Here is a 17,170-nt window from a genome sequence, read left to right on the forward strand (position 1 = left end):
TTGTTACTGTGAAATTATGGCGTTACACAGTGCGTCGTAGTCTTTCGCTCCCCGACATTGAGGGGCAAACTCACTGATTGGCTTATTGGTACTGAATGCTTCCGCCAATTTGATGCACTTATGAATAGGGGAGAATACTTTTGTGTTCCCAAACCTCTCTCTCCACTGGTTAAGCGTTAAGCGATGAAGCCTCACGTTTTTCTCAACCATGACAGGGAGTAGCTTTATGCTTTTTGCTCTAAACTTTCTTTCTGACACCGCTTTTAAACAAGCAAAAAGCAGTTTATCTACACCATCGGAGCTAAGGGGCAATGGAGCAGCGGGTATAACGATTTCTGTAGCGGCCGCTAATGCAGCCATTAGCTGAGCATTGAGCGTTGGTGGGGTGTCAATAAGAATCACGTCGTAGCGTGCGCACAATCTTGAATCATCACACCACTCTCTTACCGCTTGCAACTGGATCTGGCTTCCAATATCGGAACTTGTATTGTTCACTTCTGTGATATCAATATTGGGGTGCACTGCCACAAGTTGTTTATAAAAATGCTCAATTGGAAAAGCAGGCGTAATAGGGCTTTGCTCGCCTTGAGAGAATCCGTGTAGCACATGCCCTTGATTGTCTAGGTCTAATACCAATACACGTCGCCCCCTAGTCGCAAGACCATAGGCAAGGTTTACGACAGTGGTCGTTTTAGCACTCCCACCTTTCCTATTTGCGACCGTTACAATCCGCATCACAACCACACCTCTTTCGAATCGTGCGTTAATAGTTCTTTAAGCCAATACAGTGAAGTGTCCTCAGGCATTATCGATATTGTAGGTTGGAACCCTAAAATCACCTGGTAGATAGCTGTATGCGCGGAGGTCAGCTCTTTTAAATTTAACGAACGTCCAGAGGCCTCCTGCAGCCAATTGAACAAGCTTTCTGCGTCCTCTATTTCGCAGTGCCCACGCAGCACCGCCACTTTTTTCTTCAATACTAATGGCATGCGAGTATCTCCGGAATATTTACAATCAGCAGCACACGCCCATCGCCCAGTAGTGCTGTACCTGAAAAATGGGAATAGCCAGACAGGACTCCCTCTAAAGGCTTTTGAATAACATCTATTCCCTCGTGAAATTTATCTATCACCAATCCATGCTCGCCGGTAGGAGAAGTCACGATTAAGATAGAACACTCTTCTCCCTTTTCTTGATTTTCAAAACCAAGCGCCGACCGCAGTTCACACAGCGGGATTAACTTATCGCGGATAACAAGTACATTCTGATTGCGAATTCGTTGAATTTCACTTCGATGTACTTTTACTGTTTCAACAACCGCATCCATACTGACAGCGAACATTTGATCGGCAACTTCAAACATCATTACATGGTTTACCGACATGGTTTGAGGCAGCATTAGTTTAAATGTGGTTCCAATACCGAGCTCGCTGCTCATCTCAATTTTTCCGCCGGCCTGATTTACCATGGTGCGCACAGCATCCATGCCAACTCCACGTCCCGATAAATCAGACACCTCTTCGTTGGTTGAAAATCCCGGAGCAAAAATAAGTTGAAGCGCATCCTCATCATTCAGTGTTTCTAGCTGATGTTCAGTGATGATGCCCTTTTGGAAGGCAAGTATTTTTAATTTTTCAGGGTCAATTCCTTTACCGTCATCGCGAATTTCAATGACAACGCTATCATCAAGCGGAGTAGCAATAAGATCTATTCTTCCTTTTTCCGCTTTACCCTGCTGTATCCTTAAATCTGGAAGCTCAATACCATGATCAATGCTATTTCGCAGCAGGTGAATAAGCGGTTCAGACAGTGATTCGATTAAATTTTTGTCGAATTCTGTATCCTCTCCACTCATAACTAACTCAATTTTTTTATTAAGCTTTCTAGCAAGGTCACGCACCAAACGAGGATACCGTTCGAAAACATGAGATACTGGCACCATACGAATTTGAAGCACAGCGCTTTGTAACGACTCAGTTAAACGATTCACGATAGAAAAATGAGACTTAATCTGCTTACTCAACGCTTTACTTCCCCCTTCTTTTTCAGCTTGCTTTGCCAAGTAGGGTAAAGAATTTTTTGCGACAGCCAGTTCACCAACGATATCCATGAGATAATCAATTTTTTCTTGGTCGACTTTGAGCATTTTCACGACGTGGCGTTCTGATTTAGCCACCTCTTCAGCGGGTGAATTTGAAGAAGCGTGTCTGTTATGAGAATCAACATCTATTGAACTACTGTCGTTCTCTGGTTGCGAATGCTCTAAAGGGGGGCTCGCCACTGACAGGGCGCGGTCTATCGCATTTCGTATGCTCTCCTCACAGGTCAAATCACATTCAATTGCAAGACGACTCAGCAATTGTTGCGTTAAGTTCGCTACTGATGGAAGCATAAGCTCGCGATTGTAATACTCTGCATCAAGTAATTTGCGCTGCTGTTGCAATAGCTCGACTTCATAGAGGCTGATAGATTTAACGTGTTTATGGTCTGTAAGCTGAACAGATTCTAGCTTCAGGCTATCTTGCATATGGGCTTGAGAAGAATTAGCAGGGTACTCATTTCCTTTTGCCAAATAACAGAGCACTGCATTTGTGATAGGGTCGTGATTACCCGAGGTTTGAAGTAACTCGGCAACACTTTGTATCTGCTCCAACTCACCATCTTCAATCGCAATAAGGAGACTTTTATTCGCAAGTTTCTCGACAGCGTCTCTTATTTCAGCGGAAAAAGACAATGCTAATTCGCGGCGAGAGATGTGCGATACGTGATACTGTCCCTCGTAATATGCCATATGGCTATCGATTTCACTTATATCCGCTTCACCGATGGCAATAAAAGAGAGAGCACTCTGGTAAATATCGCTTTCGCTTGTTAAAAGTGGAACTGCTGCTTTGAAGCCCAATAAACCAGGCATTGTGATTAAGACATTGAACGGATCTTCGCCCCGAAAAAAGCAGTCGTGATCTGGCTGATAGTCTATAAGATACAGGTTTTCACTTTGCGTTTTTGCCAAAAGAGTGATTGCCGAGCTTGATGAAAACTTGGATGTGAATGTACCTATAGTGCTATTGAATGGGCCAGCGCTAGATGATTCACTCGTTGTATTTCCAGTAACATTTACAGAAGTCAATGAGTTGGGGTGCGGCGGCTCTTCATCGCTGGTGCCCTTTGCGTTGTCTGCACTAATGAATGCACGCAATAAATCGCTTAGTTTTACTGAAACTGGTTTCCATTCGTTCATGTTTTCAGTACCGAGTTCGAGCTCATCGAACCACGAGGATATTTGATCTAGCACCTCTAGTAGAAGGTCACCAATTTCTTCGGTATAAACAACTTCACTCGCTCGTAGGCAATCAAGCAAATCTTCTGCGGCGTGCGCTAACGCGGTGAGGGGTTTAATATCGAAAAGATCAGAAGAGCCTTTAATTGTGTGGATATCTCTGAAAATACCGTCAATGATACCGTTGTGAGAGCTCGAGGACTGTATCGTTAACAGGCCTCGACTTGCTGACTCTAGATTTTCTCTCGACTCATTAATAAATACATCTAGAAGCTCACTCATACCGCATCCCCTAATATAACCCCAACAAGCACTTTGAGCTTTTCACTGTCTACAGGCTTAGACATATAAAAATTTGCACCACTTCTATAGGCCCGTTCCTCATCCTGCTTCGCTGACTCTGTACTTATCATGATGACTGTGGATGTGCGTAGCTCGTCACGTTGTCTGATTTCTTGGCATAGTCGGTACCCGTCCATTTTTGGCATGTTGATGTCAACCAAGAACAGATCAATAGGAGCTTTAAGCGCTTTCTCTAATGCCTCTACGCCATTTTCAGCCTCTTCTATGTGCCGGTTTATAGAAGAAATAACGCCTTTGTGAAACATACGAACTGTAGTGGCGTCGTCAACAATCATTATATTCTTCATCTCACTCACCTCCTGTGATAGGTTTTTGGTAAGCAATCACATCACCAAATCTTTTAATTTTAAACATAGACGATATGCGACTCATCGACTCAGAATGACCGAGAAAAATATAACCTCCTGGCTTCATAGCATCGTACAAAACTTGTGCTGCCCGCTTGCGTGAGTCATCGTCGAAGTAAATCAATAAATTACGACAAAATATGAGGTCAAAGTGTCGAAACTGCTTCATATTGCTTGAAGATAAAATGTTGGCGAGAGTGAATGAAACAGAATCGCGAATATCTTCAATTAGTTGGAATTGCCCATTGTTTTCTACAAAGTATTTTCTTTGAATATCCACTGGAATATTCTGTACCGAGCGTTTTGAATAGAGTCCTTTCTTTGCTGCTAGCAAGACCTTACTATCGATGTCTGAAGAAATTATTTCTACATCTCGATGTGATATTCCCTTCCAATATTCAAGCAATTGAATTGCAATAGAATAAGGCTCTTCGCCAGTGCTAGAGGGAACCGACCAAATTCTAAGGTCTTCATCAGGCTGACGCATACTATCAAGCTCGTCCATTATATGTTTTGTCATGGCAGAAAACTGATAGTCTTCACGAAAGAAGTACGTTTCGTTGACTGTCATGGCATTCACTAAGTTTTGAAATTCATCACCGCTTGCCTGAAATCGCATGAACGTAAAGTAGCTTTTAAATGTTCTATGCCCCGTGACTTTCATTCGTTCATAGAGCCGTTTATCCACGAAATAACGCTTCCCATCTTCAAAGTGAATACCTGTTTTTCGATAAAACAGTGAGCGGAAGCGTTCAAAATCTGCTGTTGAAATTTTGTCTAATGATGCGCTATTCATCAGCTGAACCTAGCTGTTGATAGAGAATATTGATGACAAATTCTATGTACGAATTGCCAGCATGTCGTTCAGCAACCAATGGCAATATTTCCAACGTTGTGCCGTCGCCTACCTCTGTGAGTTTGTCTAATGCGGTTCCTACAACATTTATGTTTGTATCCGTAAGAGCAATTTTATGTAGCCAGTTTATAGCCTCTTTGTGTGCAACAGCACCGATAATATCGACACAGAAAATTCGTATATCTGGATCGTTATCATCGATGATATTGTCAATTTGAGAGGCGAACTCAACAGGATTGAGCTGAAAAAGTTCTATAGCTCCATTTCGAACTTGAACGTTTTCTGATTTGAGCAAATCAAGCATCTCATTTGCTGTTTTTGACGAAAACGTCTTGTCTAAAGCAGAGAATAGCGCCTCAATAATGGTAACGTCAGTCTCTTTGTGAAGCCGTTCGATGAACACTTCGTCCGCAGTGTCACTGGCCCCTAAATCACGAATTGCCCAGCGTCTTACCTCTATGTCATTTGAGGATAAATCGCGAATTAATTGTTCGTAGGTTCTGGCTGCTGCACGGCGTTCTGACTCGCTCAATTCAGTTTCAAAACTAATGTCATTTTTCTTTTTCAAGCCCATTTGAATCTCCTCAGCGGCACAATGCGTTCAATTTTCCGGAAATATGATGGCTATCAAGGGTAAAACTGGCACATCCAGCCTCTATTAACTCTTTAGGCATGCCAAACACCACTGCGGACTTTTCACTTTCGGCAATTGTTATAGCCCCACCTTTGAACGCTTTACTCATAGCTTGCACCCCGTCATACCCCATTCCAGTGAGTTGAACACAAACCATATTCATCGGCTCATAGCAGGAAAGTGCAGACTCAACCATGCGATCTACACTCGGGTGCCACAGAAAAGAAGGACTAGAGGGAACGGGCCTGATAAAGATGTCCTGGCCTGATTTTGAGAATACGACGTCCGAATCCCCCTTTGCTATATACACGCATCCGCGCTTCAACTTGGTTTTATTGCCGGCTTCCATAACAGGAAGGGGGCAAATTCCATCTAACCGACTGCTGAGAGCGCTGGTAAATGAAGCTGGCATGTGCTGAGCAATTACAATGGGAGCCGGAAACTGTGGCGAAAGCTGAGTTAAAATTTGCTCAAGTTTTTTTGGACCGCCAGTTGAAACTCCAATAAGCACGACATCCACCTTCCGGTTTGAAGATGTATTGTGCGGGACAGGGGCTGCAGTTGAATTTACTTTTCGAATTGCTCGTACTGGCTTAACCGCGTCTGTCAGAGCATGGATTTTATCAATTAGGGGAGCTTCTATGTCTGCAATATCACGAGATACGGTTCCGCCAGTTTTTAGTACAAAATCGGCGGCGCCTAAGGTGAGCGCTTCTAAGGTGACGAGCGCACCTTTTTGAGTGAGCGATGAAACCATAATAATTGGGCAAGAGTACAAATCTCTCAAAATAGCTAAACATGTCATCCCGTCCATCACGGGCATATTGATGTCTAACGTAATGCAATCTGGTTGAAACTCAACGGCTTTGCTAAGTGCTTCTTCTCCGTTGCGCGCTATATCAACCACAAACCCCTCCCTGATGAATAGGTTAGAGAAGTGTTTGCGCATAAGAGCGGAGTCATCGACGATAAGAACTTTAATGGGCATTTCTTGACCTCTCAAGCGATAAGACATTTAACCACGAGCAGTTTCTACAGCACTGTCGTGAAGCAACACACTAGGCTCGATAAGTTGGATAATGCGTTTTTCATCGCTGAGCTTTATTAACCTATTTAAAAATTCACTTTGTGAATCCGATAAGGAAGGTGCTTTTTCAATCGCATTTCGCACCACGGTTTTTACTTCAACAACGCTGTCTACAATGAAACCTGTACGTAACTTATTTTTTGTCAGTACAACAATCCTCTGACGCTCACAGCTTTGCGACGAAGACAGGTTTAAACGGCTTCTCAAATCGATTACAGGTAAAACTGTACCTCTTAAGTTAACAATTCCTTTCAGGTAGTGAGGAGTGCCTGGCACACTCTCTAGCTTTTCTGGTACACGAGTTATCTCTTGAGTGTCTTCAATACTAACGCCATATTCCTGTCCCTCAATCCAGAATATGACGTACTGTTCATAGTCGTCTTCGCCCACCGAATCTTGCTTAACCTCAGTCACGTTTTCCTCTCCTATAAGATTGGTTTCCACCGTACTTAGCGTATGTGATAAGGAACGCATGAAAATATTCTCCAACGAGATTATTGAAACTAAACTTTTGCCGCCGTCTCGTCGGTAAACCGCTTCGAGGAAGCCAGACTCTGCGCCATCGTTACAAACACTAGGAACAGGCTCCATCTCATTACTGCAAATTGACATGACGTTGCTTACCTTAGCGACAACGAAGCCAATACTTCCATAATGTGCGCTATGTATGATCACAATTCTGCTTGCATCATTAATTTGAGATCTTTTCATATGTATGGTCGACGCAAGATCGATAATAGGAATAATTCGCCCCCTGAGATTAACAAGTCCTAAAACACAAGGAAGGCTATCGGGTAATTGCGACATGGAATCTGGTACCCGCACTATTTCTTGCACGTCCTGTAGATGCAGAGCAAAGTCTTGAGCCTCTAGCGAAAAACACACAAGTTGCTGCAGGTCATCTGCCTCTTGTTCAATGCTCGTCTTACTGTCAGCTGATGCAAAGTGAGAAAGGGTAGTATTTTTCGATTCTAGCTTTGCTATTGATTGTGCTCTAGCTAGTGAAGACACATTCAGAATTTGCTCAACGGGCATATCTGCCTGCTTTATAATTCCGTCTAAATAGTCGTAAGCCACAGCGACCGCTTTACTATCGCTGTCGACCACGCAATTGCTTGGCACGCTGTACACCTTGAGAACTCTGTCTACAAGAAAACCAATACTCCCAAGCTCTGTATCAACTACAATCACGCGATTCACATCGGATACCACTGAAGGCGTGCCAAGTAAAATCATTGACAGATCGTAAACTGGCAGCACATTTCCTCTAAGATTTGCTAGTCCTTGCATTTGAGGCGGCCCTAATGGGACAGACACCAAAACTGGAACTCTGATGATTTCTCCGACTGATAACATTTGGAATGCAAAACACTCTTCTTGAATTAAAAAAGAAACAAATTGTTTTTCAACATCTGCGTTATCAGTGTGAACTTGTTCGGTTATACTCATCACTGCTTCCTCATCTTGACCGCTTCGTTTTTACCACTTTGCATAAATCAAATCTAAATGACCGATTTCTATCGGCCACTCAAACTAGCCGTTTTGCATTTCATCAGCTACAGACGCAATTTCTTCAATGGACTTAGCGAGTAACTCCATTCCCCTACTCTGCTGCTCTGCAGCCACAAGTGCTTGCTGACAGTTACTGCTGGCCTGCTCATTGGCAGTGGCAATTTGCTCCAGCCCTTTTTGCGCTTGTGCTACCCCCGCTGATATTTCCTGTCCACTGTCTTTCATTCCTTGGTTGAACTTAACGATTTCGCCAATATCCATATTGATTTTTTCCACATCCTTCATTGTTTGCTGAGCTTTTTGAACTTCCCGCGATGCGCTCTCTGCAACATTAGTAAGGTCAAATTTGACTTTAACTGTTTGATCTTGAATTGCTTTTATTAAGTCTTTGATTTGCTCCACGTTTTCCGCCGCTTCATCTGCTAAACTTTGAATATCGGAAGAAACGACAGCAAAGCCTTTTCCAAATTCGCCCGCTCTTGCCGCCTCCACAGCACCGTTAACCGCTAACATGCTAGTCTTCACTGATACTGTGGTAATAGTGTCTATTACTTTATCAATCTGTCGGGTCATTGCTTCCATGGTAGAAATGGATGAGACATTTTCTTTGCTGGTTTCAAGCGCGATATCAATTCCCGACACCATCTCTTCGATAAGTGATTTATTCGTTGCGAGTAAGACAGAAATGGATTCACCTTTTTCTAAAGCTGTATCGCATTGTGAAGAGGCCTTATCCACACCCTCTCGAAGAATTTCAATGTTACCAACCGCCTGGTCAACCGCACTTGCGGCTTGCTGAGCACCGTTGTTAACCTGAGTAAGAGCGGTTGATATTTCTGTTGATGACCGACTGATCTCTTCCAAGGTGGCAGAGAGTTCTTCAGCAGAGGAGGCGACTTCTTCCGCGCTTTTATTAATGTCGGTACTATTGCGTAGCTCCTCAGTTATGATTTCGAGCGACTGTGCGGCTTGCTCTGCTTGGGTCAGTGCAGCGCTTTGTTCAGCGACATTAGAAGAAACCTCTTGGGCGGCTGATGACTGCTCTTCGGCTGCGCATGAAATAGCTTCTGAAGCACTCTGAATTTCTGTTGCAGCATTTTCCATCGATTTAACCTGAGCTTGAAGCTCGTAAGCACCATCCGAAATTGCTTGCATGTCTTCTTTTATCGTGCTGAGTTGCGAAGTAACTGTTTCTCCTTTTTTTACCTCTTCAAGTGCTGACTCAGAGGATGATCTCACAGAGTCTGAAACTTGGTTCGACTGCATTTGAATAGACTCGATTTGCCTTGCAATTTCAGATGCACTCTTATCAGATACTTCTGCTAAAGCACGCACCGTATCAGCGACAACCGCAAACCCCTTACCGTGCTTACCCGCTCGCCCCGCCTCAATTGCTGCATTAAGAGCGAGAAGATTAGTTTGGTCAGCAATGCGAGTCACTTGTTTGACCGCCTCGCCAATGTTGGAGGCCTGCTGCTCTAATTCACTCATCATAACAACAGAACGGGATTGATTTTCAGATGCCACCTTTACGCTTGACATCATAATCGCCAAATCACTGACCACTCTTTCAATATATTTTTTTAGCTCGTTGGATTTACCTAGCGTCGCGCTAGATAGCTCAGTTTGCTCTGCCAAACCGCCCGCAATTTGAGTGATGGCTGCCAGACTTTCTTGGCTTGCACTACTTGACTCTTCTGCTCCAGCCGATATTTCACTAACCGCAGTTGAGAGTTGATCTGTAGCACTCGATGATTCGTTGATTCCACTTGCAAGCTCAGTTGTTGCCGTTGCAATCCGCTCAGCTGCTTGTTGTTGCCTCGCTAGCGTGCGCGCCTTTTTACGTGCATCTTCCGCTTGTTTCCTCATTCTAGCGTCAACATTAACGGTGGGGGCAGAGCTTTGCTCGGTGTTTTTTTTGAGTGCCATGGGTTACCTCAGTACGGTTCAAGATAGATACGCTATTTACTATCAGCGACTTTCTGAACAATTTAGGTATAAATCAAAATACTAAAGTATAGAAATAACGAACTAAGGGAATTATGCCGCTACTGAAATTTCGGAGATACAGGCAGAATACACAAATGACACTAATGTCACATAAAAAGTAAAATGTTGATCTGCAAAATAAAATTTAAAAGGGTGACAATTGAAAAAATGTCAATTACCTTTTTTCTAATAGGAGAAATTCTGAAAAGAAAATTTTTGAGTTTTTGCGTAACTGAACGCCATGTGTATGACATTCAGTACAAAAAAGAGCTTAAAGAAGTGCTAAAGCTTGTATGATGGGTTTGTTCGCCGCAGGAAATTCATCGCTGTTAAGGTCACTCAACGACTGCCACTTTGAAGGCTGCCCTTCTTTGCCGTGAGGCTCGCCGGTAAATTGCGTCACACGATGCACATCTAGTTTTACGCGCTTATCGCCATAGTCATGCTCGATAAGTATTAACGGCTCGCTAGATAGCACGTCTATGCCAATCTCTTCAGCGAGCTCTCGCTTTAGTGCATCAATAACCGTTTCTCCGCTTTCAACTTTTCCCCCTGGGAACTCCCATTTGCCGCCTTGGTGAGCGTCTTTAGCGCGAAGGGTAGTAAAAATGTCACTGCCGCGGGCAACTACGCCCACGGCAACGTGTACTGTCTTCATTAATTCAATTTACCGTGACACTGCTTATACTTCTTGCCAGAACCACACGGACACGGATCGTTACGGCCTACTTTCGGGCCATTTCTCACTGCGGTGCGCGGCGTATTGCTCGCTTCTTCTGGTTGCGTTTCAGAAGCATCTTGATGCTCAAAGTTCTTAGGTACATCATCGGCTTGGCGACGCTGCTCTTCCACTTTTTGCACGTCTTCTTCTGCCTGTACTTTTACGCGAGCAAGAATGGTGATCACTTCAACCTTTAGGGTCTCAAGCATTTGTGAGAATAGCGCGAAGGACTCTCGCTTGTATTCTTGTTTAGGATTTTTCTGTGCGTATCCACGCAAGTGAATGCCCTGACGAAGATGATCCATAGCCGCCAAATGCTCTTTCCAATGGCTGTCTAGGTTTTGCAGCATTACGGCTTTTTCAAACTGACGTAACACGTCAGCCCCTACTACTTTTTCTTTCTCTGTGTAAGCGCCTACTACTTCACCGTGAATGCGTTCACGAAGCTTCTCTTCATAAAGCTTGTCGTCGTTTTCTAACCATGACTGCACCGGTAAATCCACAGCGAAGTCTGCCTTCAAGCGCTCTTCTAAGCCTTTTACATCCCACATTTCTTCAAGAGACTGCGGTGGAATGTATTCGTCTATAACGCTCGTGATAACGTCTTCACGGATAGCAGAAATCGTTTCACTGATATCGCCTTCATCGAGTAGTTCATTACGCTGCTCGTAAATAACTTTACGCTGATCGTTAGCCACGTCATCGTATTCAAGAAGCTGTTTACGGGTATCGAAGTTACGGCCTTCCACTTTACGCTGTGCGTTTTCAATAGCGCGGGTCACCCAAGGGTGTTCAATAGCTTCGCCACGCTCCATGCCTAGACGCTTCATCATGTTGCCCATTTTTTCAGAGGCAAATATGCGCATAAGCGCGTCGTCTAACGATAGATAGAAGCGGCTTGAACCCGGGTCACCCTGACGGCCTGAACGTCCACGAAGCTGATTATCGATACGACGAGATTCGTGACGCTCAGTACCAATGATGTGTAAACCACCAGCAGCGAGTACTTCGTCGTGTCTTATTTTCCACTCTGCTTTAATTTTCTCTACCTGAGCGTCGGTAGGATTTTCAATATTTTCAATTTCAGCCTGCCAGTTACCGCCTAATACAATATCGGTACCACGACCAGCCATGTTAGTCGCAATAGTTACGGCACCGGTTTTACCCGCTTGTGCCACTATGTCAGCTTCATGCTCGTGAAATTTAGCATTCAGTACTTTGTGCGGAATTTTCGCCTTTTTCAGAATACGTGAAATGAGCTCAGAGTTTTCAATCGATACCGTACCTACCAGAGTAGGCTGCCCACGTTTCACGCAGTCTTTTATATCTTCTACTATCGCTTCGTATTTTTCTTCGGCAGTTAAGTAGATAAGGTCAGCCATGTCTTTGCGCTGCATTGGCTTGTTGGTGGGAATAACCACGGTTTCTAAGCCATAAATATGCTGGAATTCAAACGCTTCTGTATCTGCCGTACCTGTCATACCCGCCAGTTTGTTGTATATGCGGAAATAGTTCTGGAAAGTGATTGAAGCAAGCGTTTGATTTTCGTTTTGAATGCGTACGCCTTCTTTCGCCTCTACCGCTTGGTGTAAACCTTCAGACCAGCGACGCCCTTCCATTGTTCGACCAGTATGCTCATCAACAATAACAATCTGATCGTCTTTAACAATGTAGTCTACGTCTTTAGTAAATAGCTTATGGGCACGCAGTGCAGCATTAATATGATGCAGTAACGAGATATTGCCCGCAGCGAATAGAGATTCGCCCTCGGGTAGCACGCCTTCTTCCTGAAGAATTTCTTCTACGTGAAGCTGCCCACGTTCAGTTAAGTGAATCTGTTTGGCTTTAAGGTCAATGGTGTAATCGCCATCACCTTCTTGGCCTTCTTCATCTTCCTTTTCTTGCTGTACAAGTTGAGGAATAAGCACGTTTATTCTGCGATAAAGCTCTGAGCTATCTTCAGCTTGACCAGAGATGATCAAAGGCGTACGCGCTTCATCAATCAAAATTGAATCAACCTCATCCACTACTGCGTAGTTTAGAGGACGCTGTACTCTGTCTTGGGGGCTAAACGCCATGTTGTCGCGTAGGTAGTCAAAACCGAATTCGTTGTTCGTACCGTAGGTCACATCGGCCTGGTAGGCTTGACGCTTCTCTTCAGAGGACATGCCCGGAATGTTACAACCGACTTCCATGCCCAAGAAGTTAAACAGCTGATTACTCCACTGCGCATCACGCTTGGCAAGATAGTCGTTCACGGTAATAACGTGCACACCTTTACCTGATAATGCATTTAAATAGGTAGGCAAGGTTGCAGTTAGTGTTTTACCTTCACCAGTACGCATCTCTGAAATGTTACCTTGATGCAGTACCTGACCGCCCAACATTTGCACGTCGAAGTGACGCATGCCGTATACGCGTTTACTGGCTTCTCGCACCGTCGCAAACGCTTCATTTAGCAACGCATCCAGGGTTTCGCCCTTTTCAATGCGCGCTTTAAATTCGTCAGTTTTTGCTTTTAGCGCCTCATCAGAAAGCTTTTCATACTCTGCTTCCAGTGCATTGATGGCATCTACGTTTTTACGTAATTTTTTTAATAGACGGTCGTTTCTACTTCCGAATACTTTTCTAAGGATGCTTGAAAACATTAGCTTTTTTATTCCACTACTTGTCGAGACGCCATACCAAAGGTACAGCAAAAATTAATTGTATAAGACTGAAGCCACCATGTGACATTGCCTTGCGATTTTCACATAAAATGCGGTTTGTAGTGCGTAAACACTGCTTAAAAATGCACTTTATATTGACGCAGGAATTACCCTACTTACCTGGCTGCTACCTTTATCTTTTTCTTACGTAAGGTAGAGGATCGACTTGTTTTCCGTTTCTTATTACTTCGTAGTGAACATGAGCGCCAGTCGAACGACCGGTATTGCCCATTTTAGCGATAGGTTGCCCCTTGGTAACCACATCACCGATGGAAACAGACAGTGTGTCGTTGTGCCCATAGCGGGTAACGAATCCATCTCCATGATCAATTTCTACTAGTTGGCCATAACCATAGCGATCACCTGCCCAGGTAACAATACCTGCAGCTGTTGTCACTACGTCTACACCCGCCTCTCCAGCAAAATCTAGCCCTTTGTGCATGGCAGATTCGCCAGTAAACGGGTCGGCCCGCATACCGTAATAAGATGACAACCATCCCGACGCAATCGGACGACCAGATAATCGACTCTGCTCTTGGATATGGTGACCCCGAACCAAACTTTCAAGCATAGCTAGCTGTTGCGATTTCAAATCGAGTGATTGCTCTAGCTTGGCTATCTCATTGAGGATGGGGTCGTCTTGGATGTTGTCTGGTATCGATACCGGTACGAAAGCGTCCAGGTCAGCCGCTGACATACCTAAGTCTGTTGCAATTTGTTTGCCTTGCTCGTCAAGAATGGTTGCTTGTGCCGAGAGTTCGGCCACACGTGAGAGCAGTGCTTTTAATTTCGTTGTGGTTTGATTTTTTAGCGCGTCAATGTCTTCTCTAGCGCCATCGACTTGTGATTGAGCTAAGCGAACCCGAGCAACGTCTTCAGGAACAGACTCTGTTGAACGGCTCGACACCAGCATAAAAATAGATGTGAGCACAGTCGCGCTCACAAGCGTACGGACACTGATACTGTGCCGATAGCGTGTATTTTTACCTGCTAGTGTAATTGTTAACTTCATACCACAAAACGGAATTGGACTTCACACTCGAACGTGTTCTTTGCGCACTAGGCTAACTCCCTAGGGCTTTATTATTAATGTCGAGACGGAATTCTGTAAATTATCGGCTTACTTTATCATTTATTGAAACGATTGCCACGTGAAAAAAAACCGCCAAGTTGGCGGCTTTTTCAAATTATGCTAATACGGGTTGTGCGTAGCGTATTGGCGCGGACTCCTGAGAGTCATACGTCACGAACTCCCAACAATCTTGTTGTGCTAGTAGGGCATTCAGCAGCTTATTATTCAAACCATGACCGGTTTTATACGCTCTCAGTTCGCCGATTAAGCTGTTGCCGCCAAGATACAAATCACCGATAGCATCCAAAATCTTATGCTTTAGGAATTCATCGTCGTAACGCAAACCTTCAGGGTTTAACACGCGGAACTCGTCAAGAGCCACGGCGTTTTCCATGCTGCCACCTAATGCCAGATTATTCGCATTCATATACTCAAGATCGCGCATAAAACCGAATGTGCGCGCTCTGCTAACTTCGTTAACATAAGAGCATGAATCAAAATCCATCACCATGTGTTGGCGGGTTTCGCTAATAACTGGGTGGTCAAAGTCGATTTTGAAATCTACACGAAAGCCGTCATAAGGAACCAGTTCAGCCCATTTGTCTTCATCTTCTACGCGCACCGGTTTCTTTATACGGATAAACTGCTTAGGTGCATTTAATTCTTCAATACCCGCCGTTTGAAGCAGAAATACAAACGGACTTGCACTTCCATCCATGATTGGCAGTTCGTTACTGTCAACTTCAACGATGATATTGTCGATGCCTAAGCCAGCAAGAGCAGAAGCAAGATGTTCAACGGTCTGAATTGTCACACCGTCTTCGTTATTTAAACACGTGCACAGCATGGTGTTCCCTACCGCATCGGCGCGAGAAGGAATATCAACATGAGGGATAAGGTCAACACGCCTAAACACGATTCCCGTGTTCGCAGGCGCAGGCCGGAGAGTCATCGTGACCTTTTCCCCTTTATGAAGCCCAATGCCGGTTTCTTGAACCGGATGCTTGATTGTACGTTGTCTAATCATTTGCTTATGCTTTTACCTTTTAAAAAAGCGGGCGCGAATTATAGTGAGTTATTACTCACATGTCAAAAAACACACAGATTGTGGAATTTCTCCCACTGCTTTGCCTGAGCAAAAATGCTGAATAACTTGCTTAAACAAACCTTGAGGTAGTTCAAAAAGCACCCCGTACTCGCTCGCAATTTATTCAACCAATACTTGTCTCACTCTAAGCTTCAGATTCGAACCATAATGCTTTAACCATAACAGCTTAGCCATAACACTCTAGCCACAAGAGAATAACCGCATGACTCAGACCACAGCAAAGCCAAAAGATTCCCCGTAGCTTCCTGACGTTTTTCGCAGATTTTTCCAAATGCCTCGAAAATGTCTCAAAAACGCCAGGCAGTACGTTAGTCTGCCTGCTTACGCAAAAACGCAGGAATATCTAAATATTCCAAGTCATTGTCAGGCTGAGCACTGTCTTCCGCTTTTAATGCTTGGTTGCCTTCGGTACCACCAACAGAAGAGCGTGATTCGGATGTATTGCTATTACTACCGTACTCTTTAGCAGGCTGAGTTAAGCGAGAACCTTCAGTACTGACTAAAGAAATATCAGCCTTGCGCTCTGCACCAATACCCGTGGCCACAACAGTGACACGTAGCTCGTCCGTCATTTCCATATCAATAACGGTACCAACAACAACAGTAGCGTTTTCAGATGCAAATGCTTTAACTGCATTACCCACGGTTTCAAACTCGTCGATAGCAAAGTCTGGGCCCGCAGTAATGTTAACAAGAATGCCTCGCGCACCTGATAAATCGATATCTTCAAGTAACGGACTCGCAATGGCAGATTCAGCTGCCTCTTCAGCACGGTCTGGACCGCTTGCCGCGCCGCTGCCCATCATGGCTTTACCCATTTCAGACATAACAGTTCTTACGTCGGCGAAATCCACATTGATCAAACCAGGACGCGTGATCAGTTCAGCAATACCTTGAACCGCACCGCGTAATACATCGTTCGCTGCGCTAAATGCTTGAAGAAGCGGCGTACCAGGCCCCATTACTTTTAGCAGCTTTTCGTTAGGGATAGTGATCAATGAGTCAACGTTGTTCGCTAGCTCAACAATACCTTGCTCAGCAAAAGAGGTACGTTTCTTACCTTCAAAAGGAAAGGGTTTGGTTACCACGGCCACAGTAAGAATACCCATTTCTCGGGCAATCTTTGCCACTTCTGGCGCAGCTCCCGTTCCAGTACCACCGCCCATACCTGCGGTAATGAAAACCATATCGGCTCCATCTAACGCTTGGCGAATAGTTTCTCTGTCTTCTTGCGCTGCATCTCTACCGATATTTGGATCGGCGCCTGCACCTAACCCTTTTGTGACACTTGAGCCAATTTGCAGCGTAATATCTGCATTTGAACTACGAAGTACCTGTGCATCAGTATTCACAGCAATAAACTCAACGCCTTCAATGCTTTGAGACACCATGTGCTCAACTGCATTACCGCCGCCACCGCCTACACCGATGACTTTGATTACGGCTTCTTCGCCGTGACTATCCATTAATTCGAACATACTTACTCTCCGGTT

Annotated in this window: 14 protein-coding genes; all 14 read right to left on the minus strand. The window is 44.4% G+C overall.

Translation table 11 applies throughout. The features are described 5' to 3' along the window. Window positions 1-3: 3 nt before the first annotated feature. Window positions 4-735: a ParA family protein gene (locus V7R39_RS08730; protein ID WP_334030088.1), complete on the minus strand. Its 732-nt coding sequence runs from the start codon at window positions 733-735 to the stop codon at window positions 4-6. After that, on the minus strand, window positions 735-989 hold the full coding sequence (locus V7R39_RS08735; RefSeq protein ID WP_334030090.1) for a hypothetical protein: 255 nt from the start codon (window positions 987-989) through the stop codon (window positions 735-737). The genes V7R39_RS08730 and V7R39_RS08735 overlap by 1 nt, the downstream gene beginning before the upstream one ends. Then, window positions 980-3,562 carry a chemotaxis protein CheA gene (locus V7R39_RS08740; RefSeq protein ID WP_334030092.1) on the minus strand — a complete coding sequence of 861 codons (2,583 nt, stop codon included), beginning with the start codon at window positions 3,560-3,562 and terminating at the stop codon, window positions 980-982. Before V7R39_RS08740 ends, V7R39_RS08735 begins: the two co-directional genes overlap by 10 nt. Further along, the gene (locus V7R39_RS08745; protein ID WP_334030094.1) at window positions 3,559-3,930 is read right to left on the minus strand and encodes a response regulator; all 372 of its coding nucleotides are present in this window, start codon (window positions 3,928-3,930) and stop codon (window positions 3,559-3,561) included. The genes V7R39_RS08740 and V7R39_RS08745 overlap by 4 nt, the downstream gene beginning before the upstream one ends. A 1-nt stretch (window position 3,931) precedes the next feature. Then, entirely contained in the window at window positions 3,932-4,786 is an 855-nt protein-coding gene (locus tag V7R39_RS08750; RefSeq protein ID WP_334030096.1) for a CheR family methyltransferase, read from the minus strand. Next, window positions 4,779-5,420 (minus strand): HEAT repeat domain-containing protein, encoded by a 642-nt coding sequence (locus tag V7R39_RS08755; RefSeq protein WP_334030098.1) that lies wholly within the window; start codon window positions 5,418-5,420, stop codon window positions 4,779-4,781. Before V7R39_RS08755 ends, V7R39_RS08750 begins: the two co-directional genes overlap by 8 nt. A gap of 10 nt (window positions 5,421-5,430) precedes the next feature. After that, on the minus strand, window positions 5,431-6,468 hold the full coding sequence (gene cheB, locus V7R39_RS08760) for a chemotaxis-specific protein-glutamate methyltransferase CheB (protein WP_334030100.1): 1,038 nt from the start codon (window positions 6,466-6,468) through the stop codon (window positions 5,431-5,433). A 27-nt stretch (window positions 6,469-6,495) separates the two neighbouring features. After that, window positions 6,496-8,016, minus strand: coding sequence for a chemotaxis protein CheW (locus V7R39_RS08765; protein ID WP_334030102.1), 1,521 nt, complete (start codon window positions 8,014-8,016; stop codon window positions 6,496-6,498). Between the two features lie 84 nt (window positions 8,017-8,100). Next, window positions 8,101-10,008, minus strand: a complete 1,908-nt coding sequence (locus V7R39_RS08770) for a methyl-accepting chemotaxis protein (RefSeq protein WP_334030104.1) — start codon at window positions 10,006-10,008, stop codon at window positions 8,101-8,103. A 331-nt stretch (window positions 10,009-10,339) separates the two neighbouring features. Beyond that, a complete protein-coding gene (gene mutT / locus V7R39_RS08775; protein ID WP_334030106.1) occupies window positions 10,340-10,726 on the minus strand; it encodes an 8-oxo-dGTP diphosphatase MutT in 387 nt (128 codons plus the stop codon). Then, window positions 10,726-13,437 carry a preprotein translocase subunit SecA gene (secA, locus tag V7R39_RS08780; RefSeq protein ID WP_334030108.1) on the minus strand — a complete coding sequence of 904 codons (2,712 nt, stop codon included), beginning with the start codon at window positions 13,435-13,437 and terminating at the stop codon, window positions 10,726-10,728. Before secA ends, mutT begins: the two co-directional genes overlap by 1 nt. Window positions 13,438-13,630: 193 nt before the next feature. Then, window positions 13,631-14,509, minus strand: a complete 879-nt coding sequence (locus tag V7R39_RS08785; RefSeq protein ID WP_334030110.1) for a M23 family metallopeptidase — start codon at window positions 14,507-14,509, stop codon at window positions 13,631-13,633. Window positions 14,510-14,684: 175 nt separating this feature from the next. Further along, a complete protein-coding gene (gene lpxC, locus V7R39_RS08790; RefSeq protein WP_269520804.1) occupies window positions 14,685-15,596 on the minus strand; it encodes a UDP-3-O-acyl-N-acetylglucosamine deacetylase in 912 nt (303 codons plus the stop codon). Window positions 15,597-15,985: 389 nt separating this feature from the next. After that, window positions 15,986-17,155, minus strand: a complete 1,170-nt coding sequence (gene ftsZ / locus V7R39_RS08795; protein WP_032097468.1) for a cell division protein FtsZ — start codon at window positions 17,153-17,155, stop codon at window positions 15,986-15,988. Window positions 17,156-17,170 lie beyond the last annotated feature (15 nt).

This window comes from Alteromonas sp. P256, from assembly GCF_036864455.1.
Lineage (GTDB): Bacteria > Pseudomonadota > Gammaproteobacteria > Enterobacterales > Alteromonadaceae > Alteromonas.

Bases quoted from the DNA above. Each gene is read 5' to 3' on its own strand.
- V7R39_RS08730 (WP_334030088.1), bottom strand. From the start codon at position 735: ATGCGGATTGTAACGGTCGCAAATAGGAAAGGTGGGAGTGCTAAAACG.
- V7R39_RS08735 (WP_334030090.1), bottom strand. From the start codon at position 989: ATGCCATTAGTATTGAAGAAAAAAGTGGCGGTGCTGCGTGGGCACTGC.
- V7R39_RS08740 (WP_334030092.1), bottom strand. From the start codon at position 3,562: ATGAGTGAGCTTCTAGATGTATTTATTAATGAGTCGAGAGAAAATCTA.
- V7R39_RS08745 (WP_334030094.1), bottom strand. From the start codon at position 3,930: ATGAAGAATATAATGATTGTTGACGACGCCACTACAGTTCGTATGTTT.
- V7R39_RS08750 (WP_334030096.1), bottom strand. From the start codon at position 4,786: ATGAATAGCGCATCATTAGACAAAATTTCAACAGCAGATTTTGAACGC.
- V7R39_RS08755 (WP_334030098.1), bottom strand. From the start codon at position 5,420: ATGGGCTTGAAAAAGAAAAATGACATTAGTTTTGAAACTGAATTGAGC.
- cheB (WP_334030100.1), bottom strand. From the start codon at position 6,468: ATGCCCATTAAAGTTCTTATCGTCGATGACTCCGCTCTTATGCGCAAA.
- V7R39_RS08765 (WP_334030102.1), bottom strand. From the start codon at position 8,016: ATGAGTATAACCGAACAAGTTCACACTGATAACGCAGATGTTGAAAAA.
- V7R39_RS08770 (WP_334030104.1), bottom strand. From the start codon at position 10,008: ATGGCACTCAAAAAAAACACCGAGCAAAGCTCTGCCCCCACCGTTAAT.
- mutT (WP_334030106.1), bottom strand. From the start codon at position 10,726: ATGAAGACAGTACACGTTGCCGTGGGCGTAGTTGCCCGCGGCAGTGAC.
- secA (WP_334030108.1), bottom strand. From the start codon at position 13,437: ATGTTTTCAAGCATCCTTAGAAAAGTATTCGGAAGTAGAAACGACCGT.
- V7R39_RS08785 (WP_334030110.1), bottom strand. From the start codon at position 14,509: ATGAAGTTAACAATTACACTAGCAGGTAAAAATACACGCTATCGGCAC.
- lpxC (WP_269520804.1), bottom strand. From the start codon at position 15,596: ATGATTAGACAACGTACAATCAAGCATCCGGTTCAAGAAACCGGCATT.
- ftsZ (WP_032097468.1), bottom strand. From the start codon at position 17,155: ATGTTCGAATTAATGGATAGTCACGGCGAAGAAGCCGTAATCAAAGTC.